Source organism: Lysinibacillus sp. FSL W7-1291, assembly GCF_038593415.1.
Taxonomy (GTDB): Bacteria; Bacillota; Bacilli; order Bacillales_A; family Planococcaceae; genus Lysinibacillus; species Lysinibacillus fusiformis_D.
The window spans coordinates 3,994,947-4,018,256 of record NZ_CP151994.1 but is presented as its reverse complement, the minus strand read 5'-3'; the positions used below and the strand labels follow the sequence as shown (position 1 = coordinate 4,018,256).

The window sequence follows — 23,310 nt, the reverse complement described above, 5'->3', positions numbered from 1 at the left end:
CCTTACCAAATGCGTCCTGCAAGCATAGTTAATTTAATGAATGTAAAAACATCGTCTTCCTGTATGGTTAAAGGTGTAGTAAGAGAATCTAGCGATTCCTCATTGTGAAGGACCAAGAACAGCTCATCTTGAAATGCTTGAAGCATATTGGACATGGCTTGGTCAACTGACTGTAAAGAATCATTTTTCTTCTCTCCAAAATGTACTTTCCCATACTGGGTTGCGTCATCTAATTGCTGATCCGTTAAGTAAAGATGAAGTGGTGTATCGACCATTTTTTCATTAAATTGTTGTACCTGCTGTGTCACAAGTTGAACAAGTAAATCTTGTAAAGTTGTAACAGGCTCATCAATAGAAAATGGAATTTTTTGAAGCTTACGAGATTTCTTGCCGATTACTTTTTGCTGGTAAAATAAACGCAATCTAACACCTCCTTACAATAATTTCATTATACAAGAGTGGTGATAGTGAAAAGAATAAGGCATATGATACTAGTTGCGTTAAATATTTCGGGAAAAGTGCGACAAAAACTAGCGTACAGAGACTTATGTATAAGGTAGAAAGAGGGGGAATTTATACAGAAGGATATGTCATATATAGAACGTTTGTACGATAAATATTTTAGGGTTGTGTATCATTTTGCGTTTTCTTATACAAATAGTAGAGAAGAAGCAGAAGATAGGACACTAGATATATTGAAAACATTAAAATGAAGGGAAAGTAAAAACATGGATATTATCGAGTACATGGCATACAGCAGTAGAATACATAGCAAACAAAAAATCAGGTGAATGGGGGTTCCGAAGCCTTAGGAAATTATTATTCATACACTAATAAAAAAACTATTTTAAAAAGGATGATAAAATACACCATCCAAAAATTCATCCACTATTCGAAGTAATAGATTTTTGTGGTGTTGTAGCAAGACATCTTTTCTTATCGGGTTTCATAAGATTTATAGGTATGATTTTATCAAGCGAGAAGGAGGCAAAATCATTCAAATACATGTTGTACGGGCTGGCGAGTCTTTATGGGGTATTGCGCAGGCGTATGGGACTACGGTTCAGAGTATTGTAGAGGCCAATCAAATTCCCGATCCAAATCGTTTAGTTGTGGGGCAAGCTCTTGTGATCCCAATTGTCGGAAGTTTTTATTATGTACAGCCAGGCGATAGCTTATGGTCAATCGGGCAACGCTTTGGTATTAATTATGTAACGCTTGCTCAAGTAAATGGTATTAATCCCAATCAACCATTAGCTATTGGAACGAGATTATATATTCCACAACCGCCAAAAACCAGGGCAGAAACATTGGCGTATTTAGAGCCCAGAGGAACATCTGTTAGCGAGGCCCTCTTGAATCAGGCTAGGGAAGCGGGTCCCTATTTAACATATTTAGCTTTATTCAGTTATGAGGCAAGAAGGGATGGAACCCTACAGAGACCACCGAGTCAAGGTGTGACACAAATTGCGGATGATACGGGAGCATCTCTGGCTATGGTTATTTCCAATCTGGAGAATTTTAGTTTTAGTGGCGAGTTAGCGAGAGATATTTTTCAAAGTACGGCTGTTCAAGATTTATTATTTGATAATATTCTTGCAGAAGCAAAGCGACTTGGGGAAGTGAAAGATATCCACTTTGACTTTGAAAATTTGCCAGCAGATCAACGACAAGCTTATAACAATTTTTTAAGAAGAGCTGTCGAAAAATTCCATGCTCAAGGATATACAGTGTCTACCGCACTAGCTCCAAAAACAAGTGATAGTGAACGAGGTCCATGGACAGCAGCACATGATTATAGGGCGCATGGAGAAATAGTCGACTTTGTTTTACTCATGACCTATGAATGGGGATATTCTGCAGGACCGCCAATGGCCGTTTCGCCTCTCCCTGAGGTAGAAGCTGTTGTAAAATATGCGATTAGTGAAATACCTGCAAGTAAAATTATGCTTGGACAAAATTTATATGGCTATGACTGGACGTTACCTTTTGTACAGGGTGGACCGTACGCGGAAGCACTTAGCCCACAAAGAGCCATTGAAATTGCCAAACGTTATAATGCAGCAATTCAGTTTGATTGGCGAGCCCAAGCACCATTCTTTGAATACTATGATGAGCAAGGTAGGGCACATATGGTGTGGTTTGAAGATGCTAGATCTATTCAAGCAAAATTCAATCTTATTAAACAATATAATCTCCGTGGTATTGGTTATTGGAAGTTGGGGCTACCATTCCCTCAAAATTGGGTATTAATTGGAGCCAATTTTGATGTGGTGAAGAAATAACATGAGGAAGGAAAATAGGGTTTACCCAATGTATTTTCTTCTAAGTGGAAATTATCTGTAAAAAACATTTCTAAATATCGGAAAATACATTATAATTATGGTAAATAGTATTTTAGGAGGGATATTTTGGGTAAATTTAAAAAGTTAGGTATTATTTTGACGTCAACAGCATTTTCTGTTGGTATTTTAGCACCAATTTCGCATGTATCTGCAAATGTAAAGGAATCATCGGAGCGTATCGAAATTCAGGTAGCTTCAACTGAAACAAAAGTTACAAAAAACATGCTGATAAAAAAATTACGTTCACTATTCCCAGAAGAGTTCAAATTTGTAGCGGATAATGACTTTAATTCTGGACCAGGTCATTTTTATAGAGATGATACAACGGTTCGATATGAACTAAACTTCTATAAGACAATTAATGGTAAAGATGCACATGGTAGTTTTGTATTTAAGGGCGATGATTTAGAACTAGAAAGTTTTTATTATCAGCCTGCAAATATAGCAGAAGCAATCTATCCAGCAAAGTATTCAGAGAATGAGGCGCAAAAAATTGCACAAAAATTCCTGGGTAAATTTGTTGATTCGGATAATTACAAACTTCGTGATGATTATAACGAATATGGTTTTAATATTACTAGACCGTTATCAGAACCAATTACTTACTCCTTTGTCTATTCACCAATTTATAATGGGGTTCTTATTGGAGATCAAAGTATTACTATTCATGTTCTGGCAAATGGTGAAATTACGGGGATGTCTAGTAATGCAGAATCTATTAGTAAAGCTTCCTTTGATCGTTTAGATCAAAAAAAGAATGAGGAAGATATGCTGGCACAAGTTCGTGATAATTTAGCTGTCGAGCTTCGTTATTATATTGATTACGACTACAGATCTAATCAACGTAATGTGAAGCTTGTGTATACGCCTGCCACAGGGTTCAATGGTGTACATGCTCTAAATGGGCAATGGCAGACAGCAAATGGTTTTACTGAGCAATTGCCAAAGACAAAGAGTGTTGAGAAAATTTCAGCACAGCCATTACCACCAAGAAAGAACGGTATGACGGCAGCAGAGGCTGAAGAGTTCGCGAAAAATTTCTTAAAGGTTGATGAGAGTAAAGCGAAGCTCAATATAGAATTAGTAGATGAAAGAGAAAATGACAATGGTGAGACGATATACTCTGTAAACTATACGTATATGTATGGCAATGGTGGATCTGGTAGCTCTTTAGAAATCAATAAGGCGACAGGTGAACTAGTTCAGTATCATGACCTATCGAGAGATTTTTTAGTAGATAACAAAGTAAATGCTATTTCGAAGGACGCTGCATTGAAGAAGGCAACTGATTACTTGAAGGAATGGGCACCTTCATATCTACATGAGTATTCAATGCCAATCGAGGATGCTGTATTTGATCAATATAATAAGGAATATTACTTCACCTTCCCACGCATTATGAATGGAATTGCAGTTGTAGGAGATGGCTTATATGTAGGTATTGGCTCTGATGGATCTTTACGCTCACTAAGTGTATATAAGCAAAAGATAGATAGCTGGCCATCTATCAATAAGGTCATTTCAGCTGACAAAGCAAAAGAAGCCTATAGCAAGGCACTTACATTGCAACTACAATATGTAAAACAAGATATGGAGAATAAACAACATTATGATTTAGTGTATGCTCCTACGTACAATGGTAGTTTATTTAACCAGATTGATGCTATTTCTGGTGAATGGTTAAATAATGTAGATGACTCTAAAGAGAAGCCTGTTATTTCTCACCCAACGGCTGCCAAAGAGTTAAATTATTTATTAAATCAAAATGTGTTAGAGGTAAAAGATCTAGCAAACTTTAATGCGGATGCTGCTGTGACAAAAGGAGAAGCATTGAAAATTTTATTACATTCCTTAACATATGGTTACTATGGTAATGGAGATGGTGAAAAGCAATCCTTTAACAATATTGATAAAAAGCATCCACTCTATGGAGTAGTAGAACAAGCTGTTAAAATGGGGATCATACAGCCTGCAAATCAATTTGCATTGGATGCGACTCTGACTCGTCAAGAGTTCGCAGAGTGGTCAATCAAACTATTACAATTAGATAATGTTGCTAAATATAAAGATATTTATAAATTAAACTTTGCTGATGCAACTTCAATTGATCCAGCGTATACAGGCTATATTGCTTTAGCACATGGTATGGGTCTAATTGATGCACAGCAAAACAACTTTAATGCTACGAAGAGTGTGTCATATGCTGACTTGGCTATCTCAACAGTCCGTTTAGCAAAGGCTATTCAAGAAAATAAAGTTGATCACAACTTCTATTATTAATTAGCGTGTCATTAAAAGGACATTTCCTCATCAAAGGAGATGTCTTTTTTGGGTTAGTTTATAGCTGGATGGGGAAATAATATGGAAAGAAGGGAGTGTATAATTTGAAATTGAAATTTTTATTAACGATTTCTTTCATGACTGTTATTCTTTATGGCTGTAATAAGGATGAAGTAAAGGATGTACCTACTAACGCACCAGCAAATCAAAATGGTACACAGCAGACTGGTGATACGCCAACAGACCAAATGACCTTTAATTTTTTAGAGTTTTCATTAGATGTTGATTATTCTGCAACAGAGTCATATGAGGTAGAATATGAAGACAAAAAATCAGGTATAGAAGCGAAGTTACAGGATGACCGTAAGAATGAAAGACTGCAAGGGGATGAAGCTTATACAAAATTAGAGCCATTATTTAAGCAGTTAAATTTCGATTCGACAACACCTAATGATGAGGTAATCGATCAAGTAATTAAAGTATTTAATATTGAAGCCAACTACCAATCCATTGAAGTCGATGTTGAATTTGTTGACGGAAATGAAAAGGAATTTACACGAATTAAATAAGAGAAATACGCCAGCTAATAGATTCAATACGTTAGCTGGCTTTTCCATTCATTATCGTACCCAATGTCGATGCTTAGCAAGGAAACGAATAAAAGAATTCAGATTGTTTGCCACACCATTTTTATTGGCAAGATGCTGTAAAAACGAAACATTTTCCGTATAGCCTATTGTTTTACAGTGCTGATAGGCCTGTTCAATGAATTGTAGTGCTTTTGATTGCTGATCAGAATGCTGGAAAGCTCCAGTCACATAAACCCCATCATAAAGAACGGAGGAGGTAGTAGCTAATGTTTCTTGAATTTCAAAGCCATTTAGGATGCCTTGCTTAGTACTCACAAGTTCAACCACTATATTTTTACTTAACAATGTAGCCATTAGTTCGTTTAAGTTTTCACTACTATTGTCTGTTACAATCAGAGCTACTTTAAAAGATTTAACATTTTCGACTGCATTGATCATTTGGCTAACAGCAGGTGAGGTTTGTTGAGTATGTGGTACTTCTACTTGGATTGGTGGTACTATACCAATTTGATCAGCAATAGCTGATGCAAGTGTGTAGCTGACATGAGCAAACATATTTACAACTTGTTTTCGAATGTCTTTATTTTTTACTTTTCCAAGTTCGAAGCTAAAGGCATTAATAATATGCTTTTTCTCCACATCGGTCATACTGAGCCAGAATAATCTTGCTTGTGAAAAATGGTCTTTAAAGCTATCGCTACGTGCACGTACTTTGTGTCCTTCCAATTTTTCTTCATAATGTTTATATCCTCCGTCGCTTTCAGAGACAGGAGAGGGTGAGTTATTGGCTAAGGAGTTTTTATGGTAGCTAACTTGCCCGACATTAATGGTTTGTCGGCCATAGCCATCTCGTTGGTTATTATGGAAGGGACAGATTGGTTTATTAATAGGGATTTCATGGAAGTTCGGTCCTCCAAGTCTTATTAACTGAGTATCTGTATAGGAGAACAAGCGACCTTGTAGTAAAGGATCATTTGAAAAATCAATACCAGGTACAACATGTCCAACATGAAATGCAGCTTGTTCCGTTTCAGCAAAAAAGTTATCAACGTTTTTGTTCAGTGTCATTTTCCCAAGGATACGTACTGGAACTTCTTCCTCTGGCCATATTTTTGTTGCATCGAGAATATCGAAGCTAAAATTAAATTCATCCTCAACGGGAATAAGTTGGACACCAAGCTCCCACTCTGGGAAATCGCCTCGTTCGATGGATTCCCATAAATCTCTACGGTGAAAATCAGGGTCTTTTCCAGCGATGATTTGCGCCTCATCCCATACTAATGATTTAACCCCAAGTATAGGTTTCCAATGAAATTTAACAAAGTGTGCTTTTCCTTCAGCGTTGACAAGGCGATAGGTATTAACACCAAAGCCCTCCATCATTCGATAGCTTCGTGGGATGGATCTATCGGACATATGCCACATGACCATATGGGCAGATTCCTGATTATTTGCAATGAAATCCCAAAACGTATCATGGGCACTTTGAGCTTGAGGAATTTCGTTATTCGGTTCAGGCTTTACAGCGTGTACAAAATCGGGGAATTTAATGGCATCTTGAATAAAGAAAACAGGTATATTATTCCCAACTAAATCATAATTACCTTCCTGTGTATAAAATTTTGTAGCAAAGCCGCGTACATCACGGACAGTATCAGCAGATCCTTTTGAGCCTGCAACGGTAGAAAAACGAACAAAGACAGGTGTTTTAGTTCCTTGTCCATTTAAAAATTGAGCCTTTGTAATGTCACTCGCGCATTTATAGGTTTCAAAGATTCCATGAGCTGCAGACCCGCGTGCGTGTACCACTCGTTCAGGAATTCGTTCATGATCAAAATGAGTCATTTTTTCACGAAAATGAAAATCCTCCAATAAAGTGGGTCCTCGTTCACCAGCTTTTAGTGAATGTTCATCTTCCGATATTTTTAATCCTTGGTTGGTTGTTAGAGGTTGATCTTTATCACTTACTCGGAATGCTTTTAGCTGTTGTTGTTTTTGATTGACGTCTTTTTTCATGTAAAATCCTCCTTTATAAGTTACAACTACATTCTACCCGTAGAAGAAGATGGCAAACGTGAGAAACAAAATGATTGCTGATTAAAAATGAATATGTTATTATTATCTCGAATTAAAGATAAATGAATTCGAAGTAAAAGAGGGAGTCGTATGAAGGAAGACAATCGTAACTTAAAAGCATTTACGGTCTTGTTCCGAGCATATCAAACGATTCAGGATGCCACTAAAAGAGATTTACTTCAATATGATTTAAATCAAACCGAATTTTCGGTTCTTGAATTTTTGTACCATCATGGAGAGCAGCCTATTCAAGCGATTGGTAAAAAAATATTAATTGCAAGCAGTAGTATTACTTATGTAATTGATAAGCTCGAGCAAAAAGGCTATGTATATCGAAAGGCATGTCCGAAAGATCGACGTGTTACGTATGTGTTATTAACTTATGAGGGACAGGCTTTAATGGAAAGGATTTTCCCTAGGCATGAACAAAAAATAAACGAGATTTTTGAAGTATTGGAATCGCAGGAGCTGGACACAATGATTTTGTCTCTTAAAAAAGTAGGTAAAAACGCTACTAATTATTAAAAAATTTTACACATATATCTCGAAGTCGAGATAAATGGGAGGAATATTGTATGAATCATTTAAAAGGTGTACACCATGTAACGGCTATTACAAGTAGTGCTGAAGAGAATTATAAATTTTTTACATTCGTTTTAGGTATGCGTTTAGTAAAGAAAACAGTGAATCAAGATGATATTCAAACATACCATTTATTCTTTGCAGATGATAAAGGTAGTGCAGGGACAGATATGACATTCTTTGATTTCCCAAACATCCCAAAAGGGGTACATGGAACAAATGAAATATCAAAAACTTCTTTCCGTGTACCGACGGATGCAGCTTTAGATTATTGGGTAAAGCGCTTTGATCGATTGACTGTAAAACATACAGGTATTAAAGAACAGTTTGGTAAAAAAACATTGTCCTTTGTTGATTTTGACGATCAGCACTATCAGCTTATTTCTGATGAGCATAATACAGGAGTTGCTTCAGGCACGCCTTGGCAAGATGGTCCCATCCCAGTAGAATTTGCAATTACAGGTTTAGGGCCAGTATTTGTTCGTGTAGCTAATGTGAAATATTTTAAAGATATGCTAGAAAAAGTGATGCTTTTTAAAGAAATTGCAGAAGAAGGAGATTTCCATCTATTTGAAGTAGGTGAGGGTGGAAATGGCGCTCAAATTATTGTAGAGCATAACACTGTGTTACCTGTTGCTCGACAAGGCTTTGGTACGGTTCACCATGCAGCCTTTCGTGTAGAGAATCGTGCAGTATTAGATGAATGGACTGCACGTTTTGAAAGCTTTGGCTTCCATACATCTGGCTATGTAAATCGTCATTTCTTTGAATCATTGTATGCACGGGTAGCACCTCAAATTTTATTTGAATTGGCTACAGATGGTCCAGGGTTTATGGGTGATGAGCCATATGAAACGCTAGGTGAGAAACTGTCATTACCACCGTTTTTAGAACCAAAGCGTGAGCAGATTGAAGGCCTCGTTCGTCCAATAGATACTGTAAGAAGCTCCATTACGTTCGATAAAGAATATGAGTAATATTATTTCATTCAGTAGGGTTACTACTGGATGAATACATAACTATATTGGAGGTTTAATAAGTGGAATTTTCCAAGCTGATTGATAAGCGTCGCTCTGCTAATAATTTTATCAAGGGCGTTAAGATGACTGAGGAAGATATTCGTCCTATTTTGGAGGATGTTAAGCTCGCCCCATCAGCATTTAACTTACAGCATGCAAGCTATATCGTTGTGCTGGATGAGGATATGAAGGAAAAGGTGCGAGAGGCGGCATTTGGTCAATATAAAGTGCATTCAGCTTCAGGGGTAATCCTTGTCTTAGGTGATAAAGATGCTTATAAAGATACTGCTGAACTAAGTCAAGGTATGGTTGATTTGGGTATAATAACAGCTAGTGAACTAGTAGAAATTGTTGCAGAGAATACTAAATTTTATGAAGAACGTGGTGAGACATTTATGAAGGATGAAGCTATTCGAAATGCGTCTTTGTCTGCCATGCTATTTATGCTTGCTGCAAAAAATCGCGGCTGGGACACTTGTCCTATGATTGGTTTTGATCATCAGAAATTGCGAGAACTATTTCATGTGCCAGAAACCAAAGAGATAGCACTGATGATTACAATTGGGAAAGAAAAAGAAGACAGTCGTCGCTTACGAGGCTATCGCAAGCCAGTTGAAGAATTTGCCACTTATTATTAATGTGGTATAAAATAGAATTGCTATACAAATACTATGAATAATGTACATTTAGGAGGAAACATCATGAAAGTGGTAGCTATCGTTGGTAGTATCCGTAAAGAATCTTATAATATGCAATTAGCTCAATTTATTCAAAAACGTTATACAGAAAAGTTAGATCTTGAAGTTTTAAGCTTAAAGGATCTACCAATGTATAATCAAGATATCGAAAATGAAGCACCGCAAGAGGTTCTTGATTTTAAAGCAAAAGTAAAGGCGGCAGATGCTGTACTATGGGTGACACCAGAATATAATGGTACAGTACCAGGCGTTATGGTCAATGCCATTGATTGGCTATCTCGTGTAGATAAAGTAATGATTGGTAAACCATCTATCATTATGGGTGCATCTATGGGGAACTTAGGTACTGTAAAAGCGCAATTACATTTACGCGATATTTTATTCTCTCCTGGCATTAACTCACCATTACTAAGCGGCAATGATGTTTACATTGGTGCTGTTCACACTAAATTCGATGCAGAAGGCAATTTAACTGATGAAGGTACAGTAAAATTCCTTGATGTAGTCATCGATAACTTTTTAAACTGGGCAAAAAAATACATTTAATTAAAATCTGACCCATAAGTATACTTTACTTATGGGTCATCTTATTAGAAAAATAAGAATGGCAGTTGAGCAAAGCAAAGTTGATTTCCTTTGTGAACGATCACTTTGTTCTTTGCATAGAGCTAAGCTTTCAAGGATCATCCGATGAACTGTTTCACCCACATTGTTCTCTCCAAAACTACTTCTGTGACGCTAATCCCCAAAGAGTCGCTTGTTTTTCTTCAATCAATCCATTACTCATCAACTAATTTTATAGCAAGTCAGGTTAACGAAGATAGCTTAAGCAATATTATGTACTAAATTAATTAACTGTTGCTGACGTACATGGGTTGTGACAATCATTTTATAAAGTTGTGCCGAATTCAAGACCCTGCACAAGAAGAAGCATTAGCATCAAGAAATTTCCCTTAGTGGAGGTCCATTTCGTTATAGACATTTTTTTAATGTTGTTTCTGCATGAAATCTTCATACTTTCACGCTATACTTTTAAGAAATTCTAAAATGGTGGTTGCAGATGAGAAAATTATCACTAAAGCTGGGCATCATCTTTTTTATTACATTATTTTGTATCGAAACATTTATGATGTTTTTTTTACATGTCTCCTTAACCAATTCTAGAGTTGAGGAAGAGCTAGCAAGTTTGCAAGCAAGGGGAAATTCACATCGTACGGTATTAGAACAGAACTTCAACGAGGAAACGCTAGCACATGTGGTACTTATGGAATCTAATGAAAGTACGGATGTAGTAGTGACTGATTATGAGGGAACAATACTGGTTTCTTCGCAGCCTGATTTAGAAATTAGTGATATGATCCATAAGATTGAGGGAAAAATACCGTATGAGGGAAGGATCTTACAAGATGATTGGCAAGAGGTTCAAGCGATTGCCACTATTAGTCCTATTCAAAATCAGCAAAGAACGATTGGCTATGTCTTTATGTTTCAAAATACAGACTCCATTCATGCGTTAATGAAACGCTTAAATAAACATTTTCTCATCGTTGGGTTAGTATCTGGTCTTGTCACTATAGCAGTCATTATCGTTCTATCTCGAAAGCTTGCTAAACCATTAATTCAAATGAAAGAGGCCACATTGAAAATGAGCAAAGGTGATTTTACAGTCGCCCTTTCTACCAATGGAAAGGATGAGCTTGGGGATTTATCGAATGCTATACAGCTGTTGTCTAACGATCTGAATCATTTAAGGCATGAGCGTAAGGAATTTTTATCGAGCATTGCACATGAGCTTCGCACACCTCTAACCTTTATTAAAGGCTATACCGACATTCTTTCGAAACGGGATTTAACAGAGCAGGATCGCCAAAAGTATTTAGCCATTATAATAGAAGAAACAAATAGACTTTCTCGATTAATTAAAGATTTATTTGATTTAGCTAAAATGGATGAAAACTCGTTTGTGATTGAACAACAAAACGTACATTTAAATTCATTTTTTACAAACATTGAAAAAAAGCTAAGCCCTGCTTTTCAAGAGAAGGGTATACATTTTATTGTACGTTATGAAGAGGGTTTGACAGTATGGGCAGATGAAGCAAGGCTAGAGCAAATCCTAATAAATCTATTAAATAACGCATTAATCTATTGTGCGTCAGGAGATACGACTTCAGTCACCGCAAAGAAACACAATGATGTTTTAAGCATTATCGTTCAAGATACAGGGAAGGGGATTCCAAAGAAGGATTTACCCTATATTTTTGAACGATTTTATCGAGTGGAAAAATCTCGTAGTCGTGCTTTAGGTGGTTCTGGACTGGGGCTTGCTATTGTCAAGGAACTTGTACAGGCGCATGGGGGCGAAGTGAAGGTTAGCAGTGAAATAAATAAAGGAACTACTTTTGAATTATCTTTTAAAGGGGTAGAAACAGATGAAAACCATTTTATGCATTGATGATGAGCCAAGAATGTTAGATTTATTAACCCTTTATTTAGAGCCGAATTTTTATTGTAGAGCTATGTCTTCCGTTCAAGAGGCTTTCGATTTTTTAGAAGATGGGCATGCAGATTTAATTCTTTTGGATGTTATGATGCCAGAGATGGATGGGTGGCAGGCGTGCCAAGAAATTAGGAAGTTTTGGGATGTACCCATCATTATGCTTACTGCAAAAGGAGAGCATGCGGATATTGTAAAAGGCTTAAACCTCGGTGCTGATGACTACATATTAAAACCCTTTGATGAGGAAGAGTTATTAGCACGTATACATGCGGTATTAAGAAGATCGAAAATAGAGGAAAAAGTTATTAGCTTTGAGGGTCTTCGTTTAGATAAGGAATCCTTTGAATTATATTTTCAACATGAGGCAATTCCCCTAACACCAAAGGAATTTTCCATGCTTGTTTTATTTTTAGATCATCAAAGTAAAGTATTTTCTAGAGAACATCTAATCACCACAGTCTGGGGATATAATGTGACAATTGAAGATCGTACCATTGATTCTCATGTGCGTAATTTACGAGAAAAATTAAGAAAAAGTGGGTTCCCTGCGGATGATTACTTGCAAACAGTATGGGGTATCGGCTATAAATGGCATAAGTCAATTGATAGAAAACCGTTACAACACAAAAGCTAGAAAACAACCTCTGCCAGAAATGCTGGAGAGGTTGTTCATATTATTTTGAGGTTAATTCTTCTTCTGTCACCCATTTATGATTTTTAACAGCTTCACCATTTGTGGTCGAAGTGTAATCAACCATATAAACAGTCGTTTGGATAGCCTCCTCAATACGGACAGTCGCATTTTCCATACCTTCCATATGCGCTGCGTCCGTTTTTACTTCTGTGCCAGGGGCTAGTGGTGCTTCTTCTGGATCAATCAATTCTTCATGAATCACCCACTTATGATTTTCTACACGCTTTCCACCGGAAGTTGGCTCATAGGAAATAACATAGGCAGTTGTGTTATAGGCACCTATTATTGTTGCTTCGGCACCTCTCATACCGTCCATATGTCCATCCGTAATAATCACGTTACTTCCAACAGAAAACTTCGGATTATCCGCGTTCTTTAATGTGGATGGTACTTCACCTGAGCTTGAGTGGCTCATCGTAGAATGATCCATTTCTTCAGCAGTGTTATTGGAAGGAGATGCAGGCTTCGTTTGCTCCTCCGCACAAGCTGTTAAACTAATGAAGGCCGTTACTGCTAGAAGTCCAGTAGACCATTTTCTTTTAAATATCATGTAATATCCTCCTCACTATTTTCCCTTACTGTAGCAAACAAATGTGCAGAAATGATGGATGTCAATTGCTTTTTGACATGAATGAAGAGAGCGAAATGTTATTGATGTATGTGATAGGAAAAGTGGCTAAGATGTGGTGGAGTATCCTCCCATGCCAAAACTATTAAGTAATAGATAGCCAATTTATAACGAGCAAATAGCTATTGTGCTCAAAACTGCGAAGATACAGCTTATATATTGTTCTTCCTTAGAAATAAAATTCCATGTAGACTAACAATCTATAAAAATGTATGATAGAATCGTCACAATTTTATAAATTCAAATACTATTGGTGTGCCATTTTATAATGTCACTTAAAAGGGAAGTCGGTGTAAGTCCGACGCTGTCCCGCAACTGTAACGAGGAGTCCTATAATATTATTTGCCACTGTGGAAGAATGGGAAGGCAATTATAGGGTGTTGAATCGAAGCCAGGAGACCTGCCAGTTAGTAATACCTGTAATGCCCACGAGGATGCAAGCAATTACGGACAATAGCTGGATTTTTTCTGACTTTGTTTATTCTAGGGTATTTCTATGCGTAGTTGCGTATGGAATACCTTTTTTTATTGCTTCATTCATCACTATTCAGTAGGAGTTTAAAACGGATGAATAAAAAGTTTATATTTTTTTCCTTAATCCTTTTCTTCGTATTAATTGTTTCTATGACCTTTGCTGTCATGGTCGGCTCTGTATCAGTTACACCATTATATGTATGGAAAGTTATTCTTTCTAAAATCCCCTTTATACAAAATGCCATAGAGCAAGATTGGAGTCGCTCACAGGAAATTATCATTTGGCAAATAAGAGCACCTCGTGTTTTATTGGCTGCTATTGTTGGTGCTGGATTAGCCATTGCGGGGGCAGCCATTCAGGCACTTGTGCGAAATTCCATTGCTGACCCGTATATTTTAGGGATTTCTTCAGGGGCAGCCGTCGGAGCGACATCTGTGATTATTTTAGGAGCCTTTTCATTTTTAGGTATTTACGCGCTTTCAATATCAGCCTTTCTAGGATCATTACTTGCCATTGCACTGGTGTTTTTCTTATCTCGTGTTGGGGGACGGGTTTCTATTTTTCGTCTGTTATTGGCAGGTATGGCTGTTTCCTTTATTTTAACGGCCATTTCTAATTTTATTTTAATGATGTCAAAGCAAGAGGGGGCTTTAAAAGCTGTTATGTTTTGGATGCTAGGTAGTCTAGCAGGAGCTAAATGGAATAATATTATCATTCCAGCTTCCATATTTTTCGTCGTATTTGGGCTTCTCTGGCTACACTATCGAAATTTAAATTTACTTTTACTTGGGGAAGAAGCGGCAGTGACATTAGGCGTTAATCTTCAGCAATTTCGGATTCAGCTTATATTACTTGTCTCCCTGTTAACAGGTGTACTGGTGGCAGTCAGTGGCTCTATTGGTTTTGTAGGTCTAATTATCCCTCATATAGTACGTTTAATTGTGGGATCTAACTATAAATATGTGATACCGATTAGTGCTTTAATAGGGGGGATTTTCTTAGTGTGGGCTGATGCCTTTGCTCGAATTATCATTGCTCCTCAGGAAATGCCAATTGGTATTATTACAGCCTTTTGCGGAGGTCCATTTTTCATTTGGCTACTCCGTCGCAATAATTATTCTTTCGGTGAAGGAGATTAACTTATATGACATTAGAAGCAAAGCAAGTATCATTCTCCATTAACGATCAACGTATACTACATGAAGTAAGTATTCAAATAAAGAAAAAGCAGTTTGTTGGGTTAATTGGTCCTAATGGTAGTGGCAAATCAACATTGCTAAAAAATATGTATCGTCTTCTAAAACCTGAAAGCGGGACGGTATTATTAAATGAGCATGATATTTTAAAGCAATCTAGTAAAGCAATTGCGAAGAATTTAGCTGTTGTTAGTCAAGATACACCTGTTTTATTTGATTTCACTGTACATGATTTAGTTAGCATGGGGAGAACGCCACATAAAAAACTGTTAGAGCTAGATCAAGAGCAAGATTTTCAAATTGTTAAAGATGCTTTGAAGCAAACAGGTATAGCTCATTTAGAAAAACGAAGCTTTAGCTCCCTTTCAGGTGGAGAGAAAAAACGTGTAATGGTTGCACGAGCACTAGCACAGCAAGCACAAGTGCTTATATTAGATGAGCCAACGAATCATTTAGATATCCAACATCAACTTCAGCTTATGGACTTAATTCAAACCTTACATTTAACAGTAGTTGCGGCTTTACATGACTTGAATATTGCGGCAATGTACTGTGATCAAATTTACGTGTTGCAGCAAGGTCGAATTGTGTGTCATGGGACACCCGAGGAAGTGCTAACACCAGCATTGTTACAAGAAGTATTTGGTGTTTTTGCTGATATTCAAACACATTCCTTGACTGGTAAACCATACCTCACGTATGTTCCAGATCAATTCGCAAAGAAGGTCAGTCAAGTTTAAAAAAGTAAGGACAACTAATTTACATAATATATTCATTATGAAAGTAGCATTTACGAAAATACATGGCATTGGAAACAGTCATATCAGGAAGAGTTCTTATGTTTCTTAGTTAGAAAAATAGTCAATGTTTATACAGGAGACGGATTTTTCATTAGCTAGAGTAATGACCGCAGTGTATCTGTTTTTAATTATAAAAATGTAACAGGTTCAAAGATATACTCAATGGTTTAAATGACAAAGGACATTCCTCGATATAAGAAGGATGTCCTTTGAGTGTAGTTTAATTAAGATACGGCCTTTAACCCTGCTACACCGATGATAATAGCAATGATACTGATAATTCGTGATAGATTTTTGGATTCACCAAAGAAAATGATATTGACAAGCACTGCACCGACAGTACCAATACCTACCCAGACAACATAGGCAATGCTTAGCTGTAAATAATTGAAGGATGCATATAAAAGGGCAAATGATAATCCAAAGCCACCGATATATAATAATAAATTTCGTATCGTTTTATTTTGACTATAAAAGCGTAATCCAATAACACCTATAATTTCGGCTATTGCTGCTAATAAAATATATACCCAACCCATTATGCATTCACTCCTTTCTTTTCATCGTGATCTGTTGGTGCGTTATCTGCTAATTTTAATCCAATAACGCCCGATATTAAAATAAACATGAAAATACCTTTAATCGCATTAAACTCTCCATCGAAAATAAAAATGTCCATTAACGTAGTGCCAATTGCACCTGCACCAGCGAAAATAGCGTATACGGTACCAGTAGGTAGGTTTTCACAAGCTTTTGATAAGAAGTGAAAATCGATAGCAATTATAGACACAATAATAATCCAATGCCACCAGGAACTTGCTACATTAAAACCAAATATCCAAAATAATTCAAATAAACTTGTTAGACCGACATATAACCATTCTTTTTGCATAATTAAAATCCTTTCATTAATAGAATGAATGACTGACGTTCAGTCATTTTGTAGATAAAAGAGAACGTCACTTACGCGTGACGTAGGCCAAGTGCATGATATAAAAAGTCTAGAAGTTCAAGCTTAAGCAGTGTCATCGTTTCATCCTTGCTGTCATCAAACAAATAAACTTGTTCTGCGGCGGATTCAATTAGACCAATAATAAGCTTTGCTGACCGTGATGGATTAATTGAATCTCGAATGATGCCTTGTTGTTGAGCCGTTAATAAGAAATTACTCATCCAATCATAGTATGGTGCATAAATGCTTTCCCATTCTTTTAAATGCTCTGTTTGTGCAATTCCAGCATAAATGAGTGCAACGATATCACCATATTCCTTTGTGATCGAGAAAATGATTTCAACAACCTCTTCAAGTTGCTGATCAAAAGGCTTATGATCTGAAACACCTTCATCTACGGTAGTAATAATTCTTTCTACCATATTTTTTGCAATAGCTGGCATGACAGAAAGGCGTGATGGGAAGTAGAGATAAAATGTTCCTTGAGCAATCCCAGCAGCTTTGACGATATCTGAAACCTTCGTCTTTTCAATTCCTTTTTCGCGAAAAACTTCAATTGCAGCTTGAATAATTTTTTCTTCCTTTGACATGCAATCCCTCACTTTTGCCTTACTTGTTTAGTATGTTACAGGATGAGAAAAACAATGTCAATAAAAAAATGACTGAATATCAGTCATTTTCATTCAACAAACGTTTGGAAATTAGCTAAATCACAAAGCTTTAAGCAATTAAGTTGAGGTGGAATGAAGTATACTTTTTTTATTTCAGGGAACTTTATGAGTGAAAGGATTGATGATAATGGAAGACATTAAATTTGCTCAATTAGATCCACAGCAACTTGCGAAAATTAACGAGCTTGAAAAAAAGATTGGTGTGACATTAATTGCCTATGATTCATCGTCAGGGTCATCACATAGTTCAGATGCTTATGAGACAAATAATAGCACTACCGCCAATCATCCATCATAATAAAGTGAGAAATACCTTGCTGTGATGTAAGGTATTTTTATCTTGAATCCGCTTGAACAAAGATTTTTACGTATTTGAATACTAAAGGGAGCGATTGAAATGCAAACATTTTATGCAGATTTACATATTCATATTGGGCGTACTTCTAGTGGGCGAGCAGTGAAAATTACTGGCAGTAAAACATTAACATTAGCAAAAATTTTAGAGACTGCTAGTGCTAGAAAGGGATTAGATATTATTGGGATTATTGATTGTCATTCACCCGAAGTAATCGAAGAAATGATGGAGATGATTGAACAAGGTGAACTACAGGAATTAAAAGAGGGCGGCCTACGCTTTCAGGAAACAACGTTGATTCCAGGGTCGGAAATCGAAATTTACGATCAATATTGTCATGGACCTATTCATGTGCTTGCTTACTTTCCAACACTGATGCTAATGAAGCAGTTCTCTGATTGGATGTCCCAACATATGAAAAATATCCACTTGAGTTCACAGCGAATTTATTGTGACGGTCTCACATTACAGCGAAAGGTGCATGAATTGGGAGGTCTGTTTATTCCTGCCCATGTTTTTACACCATTTAAAAGTTTGTTTGGTAGAGGGGTTGAGCGTAGCTTAACAGAAGTCTTTGATGCGCAGCTTATCGATGCCATTGAATTAGGGTTAAGCTCTGATACCAATATGGTAAGTCGTATCAAAGAATTACAAGCATATACGTTCGTTAGTAATTCTGATGCTCATTCGCTTGGAAAACTGGCACGTGAATATCAAAAGTTACAATTAGCAGAAGCAAATTTTGCAGAATTAAAAATGGCTCTACATGAACAACAAGGTCGAGCAGTAACAGCGAATTATGGTTTAAATCCTTTGCTTGGCAAGTATCATCAAACGGTCTGTGCTAAATGTGGAGAACGACTAGGTAACGAAGCTACCATATGTACAAACTGTGGAAGTATGCAAATCGTAAAGGGTGTAGCTACACGTATTCAGGAACTATCAGAGGATTTTCTGAATGAACGAAATAGACCGCCTTATATTCATCAAGTACCACTTGATTTCATCCCTGGTATCGGCCCTAAAATGATGGAACGTTTAATAGAAGCATTTGGTACTGAAATGAATATTTTACATGTGGTAACGCTCAACCAGCTTGAACAAGTTGTGCCACATAAAATCGCCCATTTAATTGATTTAGCTAGAACGGGTCAATTAGCGATCGAGGTTGGTGGTGGTGGAATATATGGAAAAATACAGTCTGAGTAGAGAAAAGTTTAAAAAGATTGCTGTAATTTAACCTATTTTTAACTCGCCTCTAGTAAAATAGTGAAACAATGACTATTTTACAAGTGGAGGAGAGAATAAATGCGATTATCAAAGAAATTTCGTTATTTAGCAGCGAGTGTACTGGCTTTGCAATTAACCATCCCTGTAGTAGCTAATGCACAAGAACAAGACGACTACATAGCACCAAGCTGGGTTATTCAATCTGATTATGTGGCACTAGGCGACTCATTAGCACATGGCATGAATGAGGTAGGTGTTATTGGGTTAGGCTACACGGATTTTATTGCACAGGCCTTACAGCAGGGGGGCTTCCTTACTTCTTATAATAAGGGCTTTGCTATGTCAGGCTACACTACCAAAAATGTTTTAGCAGATTTACAAAATGATGTAGAGAAAACAGTCACAGGTTTTGGATACACAAAGGAACAAGTAAAGTTACGCGCTTCTATTAAAGAGGCAGAAATCATTACATTAACGGCTGGAGCAAATGATTTATTACCATTATTAAAAGAGTCCCAAACAACGGGAATTGATACGATGGCCCTTGTTAAAGCTACTAAAGAAGCTGTATCGAATATTGCTACAATCCTATCTGAAATCAAAAAGATAAATCCACAAGCAGAAATATATGTGATGGGCTATTATAATTCTTTCCCATACTATAGTGAGAATCTACAAAATCAATTTAAACTGTTATTGGCTACAGTGAATTCAACAATTAAAGCAACCGCTGAAAAAGCAGGTGCCATTTTTGTGCCGACATACGATGTTGTTGCAAAGGATGTTGCAAGCTATTTACCAAACCCTGATAACATTCATTTAAGTGAAGCTGGTTATTTAGCAGTCGCAAATGAAGCATTTTTACCAATCATTAAAACTAGCTCGTTATGGGATATAACGAAGGCTATTCAAGTAGATGTGAAAGATCGTACAACTGTAGAGGTTAAATGGCAGGACGCGACAGATAATGTAGGTGTGGCAAATTACAATGTCTATGTGAATGGAAAATTAATCTCAACATTGGATGCAGATACGACAACATTTACACTTGAAGATTTAACAGAAAATACAACCTACAATGTTTCCATCAAAGCAATCGATGCAGCTGGTAATGAAAGTGTTCAAAATCCAACGATTACTTTCACTACAAAGGGAACAGTAAGCTTTACAGATACAGCACAGCACTGGGCGAAAGAATACATTCAAAAAGCTGCGGATGCTGGGCTAATGAATGGTTATACGGATGGGACATTTAGACCTGATAGTAGTGTAACGCGTGCGCAGGCCGCTGCTATTCTTGTAAGAAGTTTAGAGTTATCTACAGATGAGAAGGCACCATTTACTGACATTGCAAATTATGACGCAGTAACACAATCAGAAATTGCAGCAGCATATGTTCATGGGCTTATTAAAGGAACTGATGGGAAATTTAACCCTGGACAGTCTGTTACACGTGGTCAACTAGCCTTAATGATCAGTCGTGCCTATGAACAGCAATTTAATCAACCATATAGTGCAAAGGGCGATGTGCCATTTACAGATGTAACCTCTTATAATGTAGAAACAAAACGTGCCATTACCATGTTGTATGAGTTGGGGATTGTGACAGGAAATGAAGGGAAATTCTCACCAGAAGCTGTCACAACAAGAGGTCAAGCCGCTAAAATATTTACAAGCCTTAGTCAAATATTCATTAAATAATTCTGAAAAGGTAGGGGACCATCACCTCTACCTTTTGACGTTTTTAATAAAAACGAAGTATAGTCTAACTATGTTGTAGAACGTATTTAAAGAGGAGAATGGGGATGCTGTCATTTATATTATCTGCAAAAAGATTAGTAAAAGGGTTGTGGAAGTCATTTAAACGTCCTCAATTTATCTCATTATTTACTACATTGTTTTTAATCATTTTATCAGGAACACTGTTTTACAAGGGAACTGAAGGATGGTATTGGTTAGATGCTATGTATTTTGCTGTAGTGAGTTTGATACCAACAGGCGTAGAAACAGGGTTATATCCAACAACGACTTATTCTAAAGTATTTACAATGATTTATTTAATAGTTGGTACGGGAGTAATGTTTATTATGTTGCTAATGCTAGGGCGTTCTATCGTAGATTTTTCTCTTAATGAGGAAGAAAAAGAAGAGATGAAGAAACATTTGAAAAAGTAAAAAGCAGTACGATGAATTTTTGAACAATTCATTGTACTGCTTTTTTTATGATAGTTTGGCAATAATGCCTTCCTCGTCGTCTAAAACAAGCTCAATCCCAGTTGAGAATGGGTCACTATGTAGAACATCTTTAATCCAAACACGTAATGCACCAATCATAGCTGCTGTATTAAGCACTTCGATTTGACCGTTTACTTCAACCTCTGCACCAAAGCCAGCGTCATCTTCGTAAGTCAATTCGACAAGAACTGCCTCGGGACGAATGTTTTTATAATAAGCTTGAGATAAACAAATAGCATTAATAATATCTTGTTCGTTGATTATTTGTGCCATTGTGCTTCCTCTTTGCGCTTTTTCTCTTTAAACATATTCATAATCTTTACCACAAGCATCACGATAACGGCAATTGCAGCTACATTAATGAGTAGACCTAAAATATTGCCAAGAATCCCCATGCCACTAAATAGACTGCCGAATAATAAACCAGCTAGACCACCAAGCATTAAGCCTTTCATTAGACCGCCAGAGAAAAAGCCGCCTTTTTTAGTAGTATCTACTTTATTAGTAGAGGATGAGTTGTTTTTATTTGTTGTTGCATTATTTTGATCTTTAGAAGTATCCTTAGATTTTTGGATATTCGAGCTATTATTGTTGTTATTAGTGAAGCCTTTTTTACCTGATTTATAGGATTTAGCTTCTGCCGTTGGTGTATCCGAAATGAATAATGTTGCACCAACAGTCGAAAATATCAGTGTCGCTGCAAAAAGAGCGGCAAGAATTTTTTTCATTACTTACATTCCTCCAATATAATTTTGAATTTGGTCATAAACTAGTTCTTATATAGTAATATTACATGAACTATATTAAAAAATAAAACAAATGCCTTCAATAATTGAGCTATATCATCAAATTTGAACAAGTAGTGACAAATGCCATGATTGTGAAAATTCTGCAATAGAAAGGAGTGAAACGATGCTACTAACTTTAACACTTTTCATCACATTATTTATCGTGTTGTACTTAACAGAAAAAAGGCGTTTTCTCAATGCGGTAGCACTAGGTTTAATAGGGATCTATCTGATAAGAGCGCTCATTATGCACTATCCATTATTGCTGCCAAATGATCAGGGGATTATTTCAGAAATGGGGATATTTATTATATTGGGAAGCTTTCCAAGCATTATGTTTATTTTATCAATCGCAATGTTTTTCAATAGTAAAGTATTATTAGAGAAGGAAGGGCGTAAAGTACGTAATTTAATGTTAGCCATTCTCGGACTAAGTTTTGTTATTATGATGATATGGTATGTTTTCGTCATTTTTATCCAAATAGAAAATATACTTTGGCATATTCTTTTCTTCTATGCGTTTTTGGTTTTTGGCTATACAATGTTTTTATACACAAGTGTCCTTGCCTATGCAATACTGTATCATTTTACACCCATACGCTATGAACCAAATTATATTATTGTATTGGGCTCAGGGTTAATTGGGGATAAAGTGCCCCCACTTTTAGCAAGTCGTTTAGATGAGGCAGTAAAGCAGTATAAAAAGTATGGGGAGAGAGCTTATATCATTGTCTCAGGTGGTCAAGGCAATGACGAAAAGCTAACCGAGGCATATGCCATGAAACAATACTTAATAGATGTACATCATCTTCCCACTGACAAGATATTGCTCGAAGATCAATCGATCAATACAGAACAAAATATGGTCTTTTCAAAAAAAATAATGGACCATCATGCGCAGGGAGAAAAATATCGTTCGCTATTTGTGACAAATAATTTCCATGTATTTCGTGCAAGTATTTATGCTAAGAAAGCAAAGCTAGATGCAGAAGGAATTGGCTCAAAGACAGCCTTTTACTATGTTCCCAATGCATTTACACGAGAATTTATAGGCTTATTAGATATGTATAAATGGGCCCATATTACAGTTTTTTTAATCATTACGCTATTTGTTGGCTTATTATTGAGAGCATATGTGTAACCAAATTTCAACTGTCTTCCATATAATAGTGGCAAGGCAGTTTTTTTACATAGTGT

24 protein-coding genes and 1 riboswitch are annotated in these 23,310 nt (G+C 36.6%); of the genes, 16 read left to right on the top strand and 8 right to left on the bottom strand.

Translation table 11 applies throughout. From position 1 onward, the window contains the following. Positions 1 to 2: 2 nt before the first annotated feature. Complete coding sequence (locus NST76_RS19530; RefSeq protein ID WP_058843580.1) at positions 3 to 422, bottom strand: hypothetical protein; 420 nt, start codon at positions 420 to 422, stop codon at positions 3 to 5. A 573-nt stretch (positions 423 to 995) separates the two neighbouring features. Between NST76_RS19530 and NST76_RS19525 the strand changes: the two genes are divergently transcribed. The 3 genes from NST76_RS19525 to NST76_RS19515 all read left to right on the top strand — a co-directional run bounded on the left by NST76_RS19525 (position 996) and on the right by NST76_RS19515 (position 5,194). Continuing rightward, complete coding sequence (locus tag NST76_RS19525) at positions 996 to 2,285, top strand: glycoside hydrolase family 18 protein (RefSeq protein WP_036119005.1); 1,290 nt, start codon at positions 996 to 998, stop codon at positions 2,283 to 2,285. Between the two features lie 126 nt (positions 2,286 to 2,411). Beyond that, positions 2,412 to 4,625 (top strand): YcdB/YcdC domain-containing protein, encoded by a 2,214-nt coding sequence (locus NST76_RS19520; protein ID WP_036118974.1) that lies wholly within the window; start codon positions 2,412 to 2,414, stop codon positions 4,623 to 4,625. 104 nt (positions 4,626 to 4,729) lie between these two features. Then, entirely contained in the window at positions 4,730 to 5,194 is a 465-nt protein-coding gene (locus tag NST76_RS19515) for a YusW family protein (RefSeq protein WP_036118972.1), read from the top strand. A gap of 51 nt (positions 5,195 to 5,245) precedes the next feature. Here the strand turns inward: NST76_RS19515 and NST76_RS19510 are convergent, their stop codons facing one another. Continuing rightward, entirely contained in the window at positions 5,246 to 7,231 is a 1,986-nt protein-coding gene (locus NST76_RS19510) for a catalase (protein ID WP_342504390.1), read from the bottom strand. Positions 7,232 to 7,381: 150 nt separating this feature from the next. On the opposite strand from NST76_RS19510, the gene NST76_RS19505 reads away from it, so the two are divergent. The 6 genes from NST76_RS19505 (at position 7,382) to NST76_RS19480 (ending at position 12,724) form a co-directional block, all read left to right on the top strand. Further along, positions 7,382 to 7,816: a MarR family transcriptional regulator gene (locus NST76_RS19505; RefSeq protein ID WP_036124642.1), complete on the top strand. Its 435-nt coding sequence runs from the start codon at positions 7,382 to 7,384 to the stop codon at positions 7,814 to 7,816. 50 nt (positions 7,817 to 7,866) lie between these two features. Further along, the gene (locus NST76_RS19500; protein WP_036124640.1) at positions 7,867 to 8,850 is read left to right on the top strand and encodes a ring-cleaving dioxygenase; all 984 of its coding nucleotides are present in this window, start codon (positions 7,867 to 7,869) and stop codon (positions 8,848 to 8,850) included. A 62-nt stretch (positions 8,851 to 8,912) separates the two neighbouring features. Continuing rightward, positions 8,913 to 9,530 (top strand): nitroreductase family protein, encoded by a 618-nt coding sequence (locus NST76_RS19495; protein WP_036124638.1) that lies wholly within the window; start codon positions 8,913 to 8,915, stop codon positions 9,528 to 9,530. 63 nt (positions 9,531 to 9,593) lie between these two features. Further along, on the top strand, positions 9,594 to 10,136 hold the full coding sequence (locus NST76_RS19490; RefSeq protein ID WP_271911067.1) for an NADPH-dependent FMN reductase: 543 nt from the start codon (positions 9,594 to 9,596) through the stop codon (positions 10,134 to 10,136). 514 nt (positions 10,137 to 10,650) lie between these two features. Further along, a complete protein-coding gene (locus tag NST76_RS19485) occupies positions 10,651 to 12,045 on the top strand; it encodes an ATP-binding protein (RefSeq protein WP_036124634.1) in 1,395 nt (464 codons plus the stop codon). Continuing rightward, on the top strand, positions 12,023 to 12,724 hold the full coding sequence (locus tag NST76_RS19480; protein WP_342544367.1) for a response regulator transcription factor: 702 nt from the start codon (positions 12,023 to 12,025) through the stop codon (positions 12,722 to 12,724). Before NST76_RS19485 ends, NST76_RS19480 begins: the two co-directional genes overlap by 23 nt. 40 nt (positions 12,725 to 12,764) lie before the next feature. On the opposite strand, the gene NST76_RS19475 is transcribed toward NST76_RS19480, so the two are convergent. Continuing rightward, positions 12,765 to 13,334: a YdhK family protein gene (locus tag NST76_RS19475; protein ID WP_271911064.1), complete on the bottom strand. Its 570-nt coding sequence runs from the start codon at positions 13,332 to 13,334 to the stop codon at positions 12,765 to 12,767. A gap of 312 nt (positions 13,335 to 13,646) precedes the next feature. Further along, positions 13,647 to 13,835: riboswitch (cobalamin riboswitch) on the top strand. A 144-nt stretch (positions 13,836 to 13,979) separates the two neighbouring features. Between NST76_RS19475 and NST76_RS19470 the strand changes: the two genes are divergently transcribed. Together NST76_RS19470 and NST76_RS19465 are read left to right on the top strand one after the other, a co-directional pair. Next, positions 13,980 to 15,026: an iron chelate uptake ABC transporter family permease subunit gene (locus NST76_RS19470; RefSeq protein ID WP_036124629.1), complete on the top strand. Its 1,047-nt coding sequence runs from the start codon at positions 13,980 to 13,982 to the stop codon at positions 15,024 to 15,026. Between the two features lie 5 nt (positions 15,027 to 15,031). Then, positions 15,032 to 15,823: a heme ABC transporter ATP-binding protein gene (locus NST76_RS19465; protein WP_036124627.1), complete on the top strand. Its 792-nt coding sequence runs from the start codon at positions 15,032 to 15,034 to the stop codon at positions 15,821 to 15,823. 284 nt (positions 15,824 to 16,107) lie between these two features. Here NST76_RS19465 and NST76_RS19460 read toward each other — a convergent pair whose 3' ends face one another. The 3 genes from NST76_RS19460 to NST76_RS19450 form a co-directional block, all read right to left on the bottom strand. After that, positions 16,108 to 16,422, bottom strand: coding sequence for an SMR family transporter (locus tag NST76_RS19460; RefSeq protein ID WP_342544365.1), 315 nt, complete (start codon positions 16,420 to 16,422; stop codon positions 16,108 to 16,110). Beyond that, complete coding sequence (locus NST76_RS19455; protein ID WP_036124623.1) at positions 16,422 to 16,775, bottom strand: SMR family transporter; 354 nt, start codon at positions 16,773 to 16,775, stop codon at positions 16,422 to 16,424. Before NST76_RS19455 ends, NST76_RS19460 begins: the two co-directional genes overlap by 1 nt. Positions 16,776 to 16,846: 71 nt before the next feature. Then, positions 16,847 to 17,425, bottom strand: coding sequence for a TetR family transcriptional regulator (locus NST76_RS19450; protein WP_036124620.1), 579 nt, complete (start codon positions 17,423 to 17,425; stop codon positions 16,847 to 16,849). Between the two features lie 208 nt (positions 17,426 to 17,633). Between NST76_RS19450 and NST76_RS19445 the strand changes: the two genes are divergently transcribed. The 4 genes from NST76_RS19445 (at position 17,634) to NST76_RS19430 (ending at position 21,265) form a co-directional block, all read left to right on the top strand. Next, the gene (locus NST76_RS19445) at positions 17,634 to 17,804 is read left to right on the top strand and encodes a hypothetical protein (RefSeq protein ID WP_180957837.1); all 171 of its coding nucleotides are present in this window, start codon (positions 17,634 to 17,636) and stop codon (positions 17,802 to 17,804) included. A gap of 99 nt (positions 17,805 to 17,903) precedes the next feature. Then, on the top strand, positions 17,904 to 19,070 hold the full coding sequence (locus tag NST76_RS19440) for an endonuclease Q family protein (RefSeq protein WP_342544363.1): 1,167 nt from the start codon (positions 17,904 to 17,906) through the stop codon (positions 19,068 to 19,070). Between the two features lie 99 nt (positions 19,071 to 19,169). Beyond that, positions 19,170 to 20,792, top strand: coding sequence for an S-layer homology domain-containing protein (locus NST76_RS19435; protein ID WP_342544362.1), 1,623 nt, complete (start codon positions 19,170 to 19,172; stop codon positions 20,790 to 20,792). Positions 20,793 to 20,896: 104 nt separating this feature from the next. Beyond that, on the top strand, positions 20,897 to 21,265 hold the full coding sequence (locus NST76_RS19430) for an ion channel (protein ID WP_342544361.1): 369 nt from the start codon (positions 20,897 to 20,899) through the stop codon (positions 21,263 to 21,265). 45 nt (positions 21,266 to 21,310) lie between these two features. On the opposite strand, the gene NST76_RS19425 is transcribed toward NST76_RS19430, so the two are convergent. Next, positions 21,311 to 21,598: a DUF2653 family protein gene (locus NST76_RS19425; protein ID WP_036124608.1), complete on the bottom strand. Its 288-nt coding sequence runs from the start codon at positions 21,596 to 21,598 to the stop codon at positions 21,311 to 21,313. Further along, positions 21,586 to 22,053, bottom strand: a complete 468-nt coding sequence (locus tag NST76_RS19420; protein WP_141905387.1) for a hypothetical protein — start codon at positions 22,051 to 22,053, stop codon at positions 21,586 to 21,588. Before NST76_RS19420 ends, NST76_RS19425 begins: the two co-directional genes overlap by 13 nt. A gap of 184 nt (positions 22,054 to 22,237) precedes the next feature. On the opposite strand from NST76_RS19420, the gene NST76_RS19415 reads away from it, so the two are divergent. Next, complete coding sequence (locus NST76_RS19415; protein ID WP_141905386.1) at positions 22,238 to 23,254, top strand: YdcF family protein; 1,017 nt, start codon at positions 22,238 to 22,240, stop codon at positions 23,252 to 23,254. Positions 23,255 to 23,310 lie beyond the last annotated feature (56 nt).

What these genes read in the sequence shown, in the direction of transcription:
- NST76_RS19450 (WP_036124620.1), bottom strand. Translation starts at nt 17,425, where the DNA reads ATGTCAAAGGAAGAAAAAATTATTCAAGCTGCAATTGAAGTTTTTCGC.
- NST76_RS19430 (WP_342544361.1), top strand. Translation starts at nt 20,897, where the DNA reads ATGCTGTCATTTATATTATCTGCAAAAAGATTAGTAAAAGGGTTGTGG.
- NST76_RS19490 (WP_271911067.1), top strand. Translation starts at nt 9,594, where the DNA reads ATGAAAGTGGTAGCTATCGTTGGTAGTATCCGTAAAGAATCTTATAAT.
- NST76_RS19505 (WP_036124642.1), top strand. Translation starts at nt 7,382, where the DNA reads ATGAAGGAAGACAATCGTAACTTAAAAGCATTTACGGTCTTGTTCCGA.
- NST76_RS19445 (WP_180957837.1), top strand. Translation starts at nt 17,634, where the DNA reads ATGGAAGACATTAAATTTGCTCAATTAGATCCACAGCAACTTGCGAAA.
- NST76_RS19510 (WP_342504390.1), bottom strand. Translation starts at nt 7,231, where the DNA reads ATGAAAAAAGACGTCAATCAAAAACAACAACAGCTAAAAGCATTCCGA.
- NST76_RS19420 (WP_141905387.1), bottom strand. Translation starts at nt 22,053, where the DNA reads ATGAAAAAAATTCTTGCCGCTCTTTTTGCAGCGACACTGATATTTTCG.
- NST76_RS19475 (WP_271911064.1), bottom strand. Translation starts at nt 13,334, where the DNA reads ATGATATTTAAAAGAAAATGGTCTACTGGACTTCTAGCAGTAACGGCC.
- NST76_RS19485 (WP_036124634.1), top strand. Translation starts at nt 10,651, where the DNA reads ATGAGAAAATTATCACTAAAGCTGGGCATCATCTTTTTTATTACATTA.
- NST76_RS19415 (WP_141905386.1), top strand. Translation starts at nt 22,238, where the DNA reads ATGCTACTAACTTTAACACTTTTCATCACATTATTTATCGTGTTGTAC.
- NST76_RS19480 (WP_342544367.1), top strand. Translation starts at nt 12,023, where the DNA reads ATGAAAACCATTTTATGCATTGATGATGAGCCAAGAATGTTAGATTTA.
- NST76_RS19500 (WP_036124640.1), top strand. Translation starts at nt 7,867, where the DNA reads ATGAATCATTTAAAAGGTGTACACCATGTAACGGCTATTACAAGTAGT.
- NST76_RS19440 (WP_342544363.1), top strand. Translation starts at nt 17,904, where the DNA reads ATGCAAACATTTTATGCAGATTTACATATTCATATTGGGCGTACTTCT.
- NST76_RS19465 (WP_036124627.1), top strand. Translation starts at nt 15,032, where the DNA reads ATGACATTAGAAGCAAAGCAAGTATCATTCTCCATTAACGATCAACGT.
- NST76_RS19470 (WP_036124629.1), top strand. Translation starts at nt 13,980, where the DNA reads ATGAATAAAAAGTTTATATTTTTTTCCTTAATCCTTTTCTTCGTATTA.
- NST76_RS19460 (WP_342544365.1), bottom strand. Translation starts at nt 16,422, where the DNA reads ATGGGTTGGGTATATATTTTATTAGCAGCAATAGCCGAAATTATAGGT.
- NST76_RS19425 (WP_036124608.1), bottom strand. Translation starts at nt 21,598, where the DNA reads ATGGCACAAATAATCAACGAACAAGATATTATTAATGCTATTTGTTTA.
- NST76_RS19435 (WP_342544362.1), top strand. Translation starts at nt 19,170, where the DNA reads ATGCGATTATCAAAGAAATTTCGTTATTTAGCAGCGAGTGTACTGGCT.
- NST76_RS19455 (WP_036124623.1), bottom strand. Translation starts at nt 16,775, where the DNA reads ATGCAAAAAGAATGGTTATATGTCGGTCTAACAAGTTTATTTGAATTA.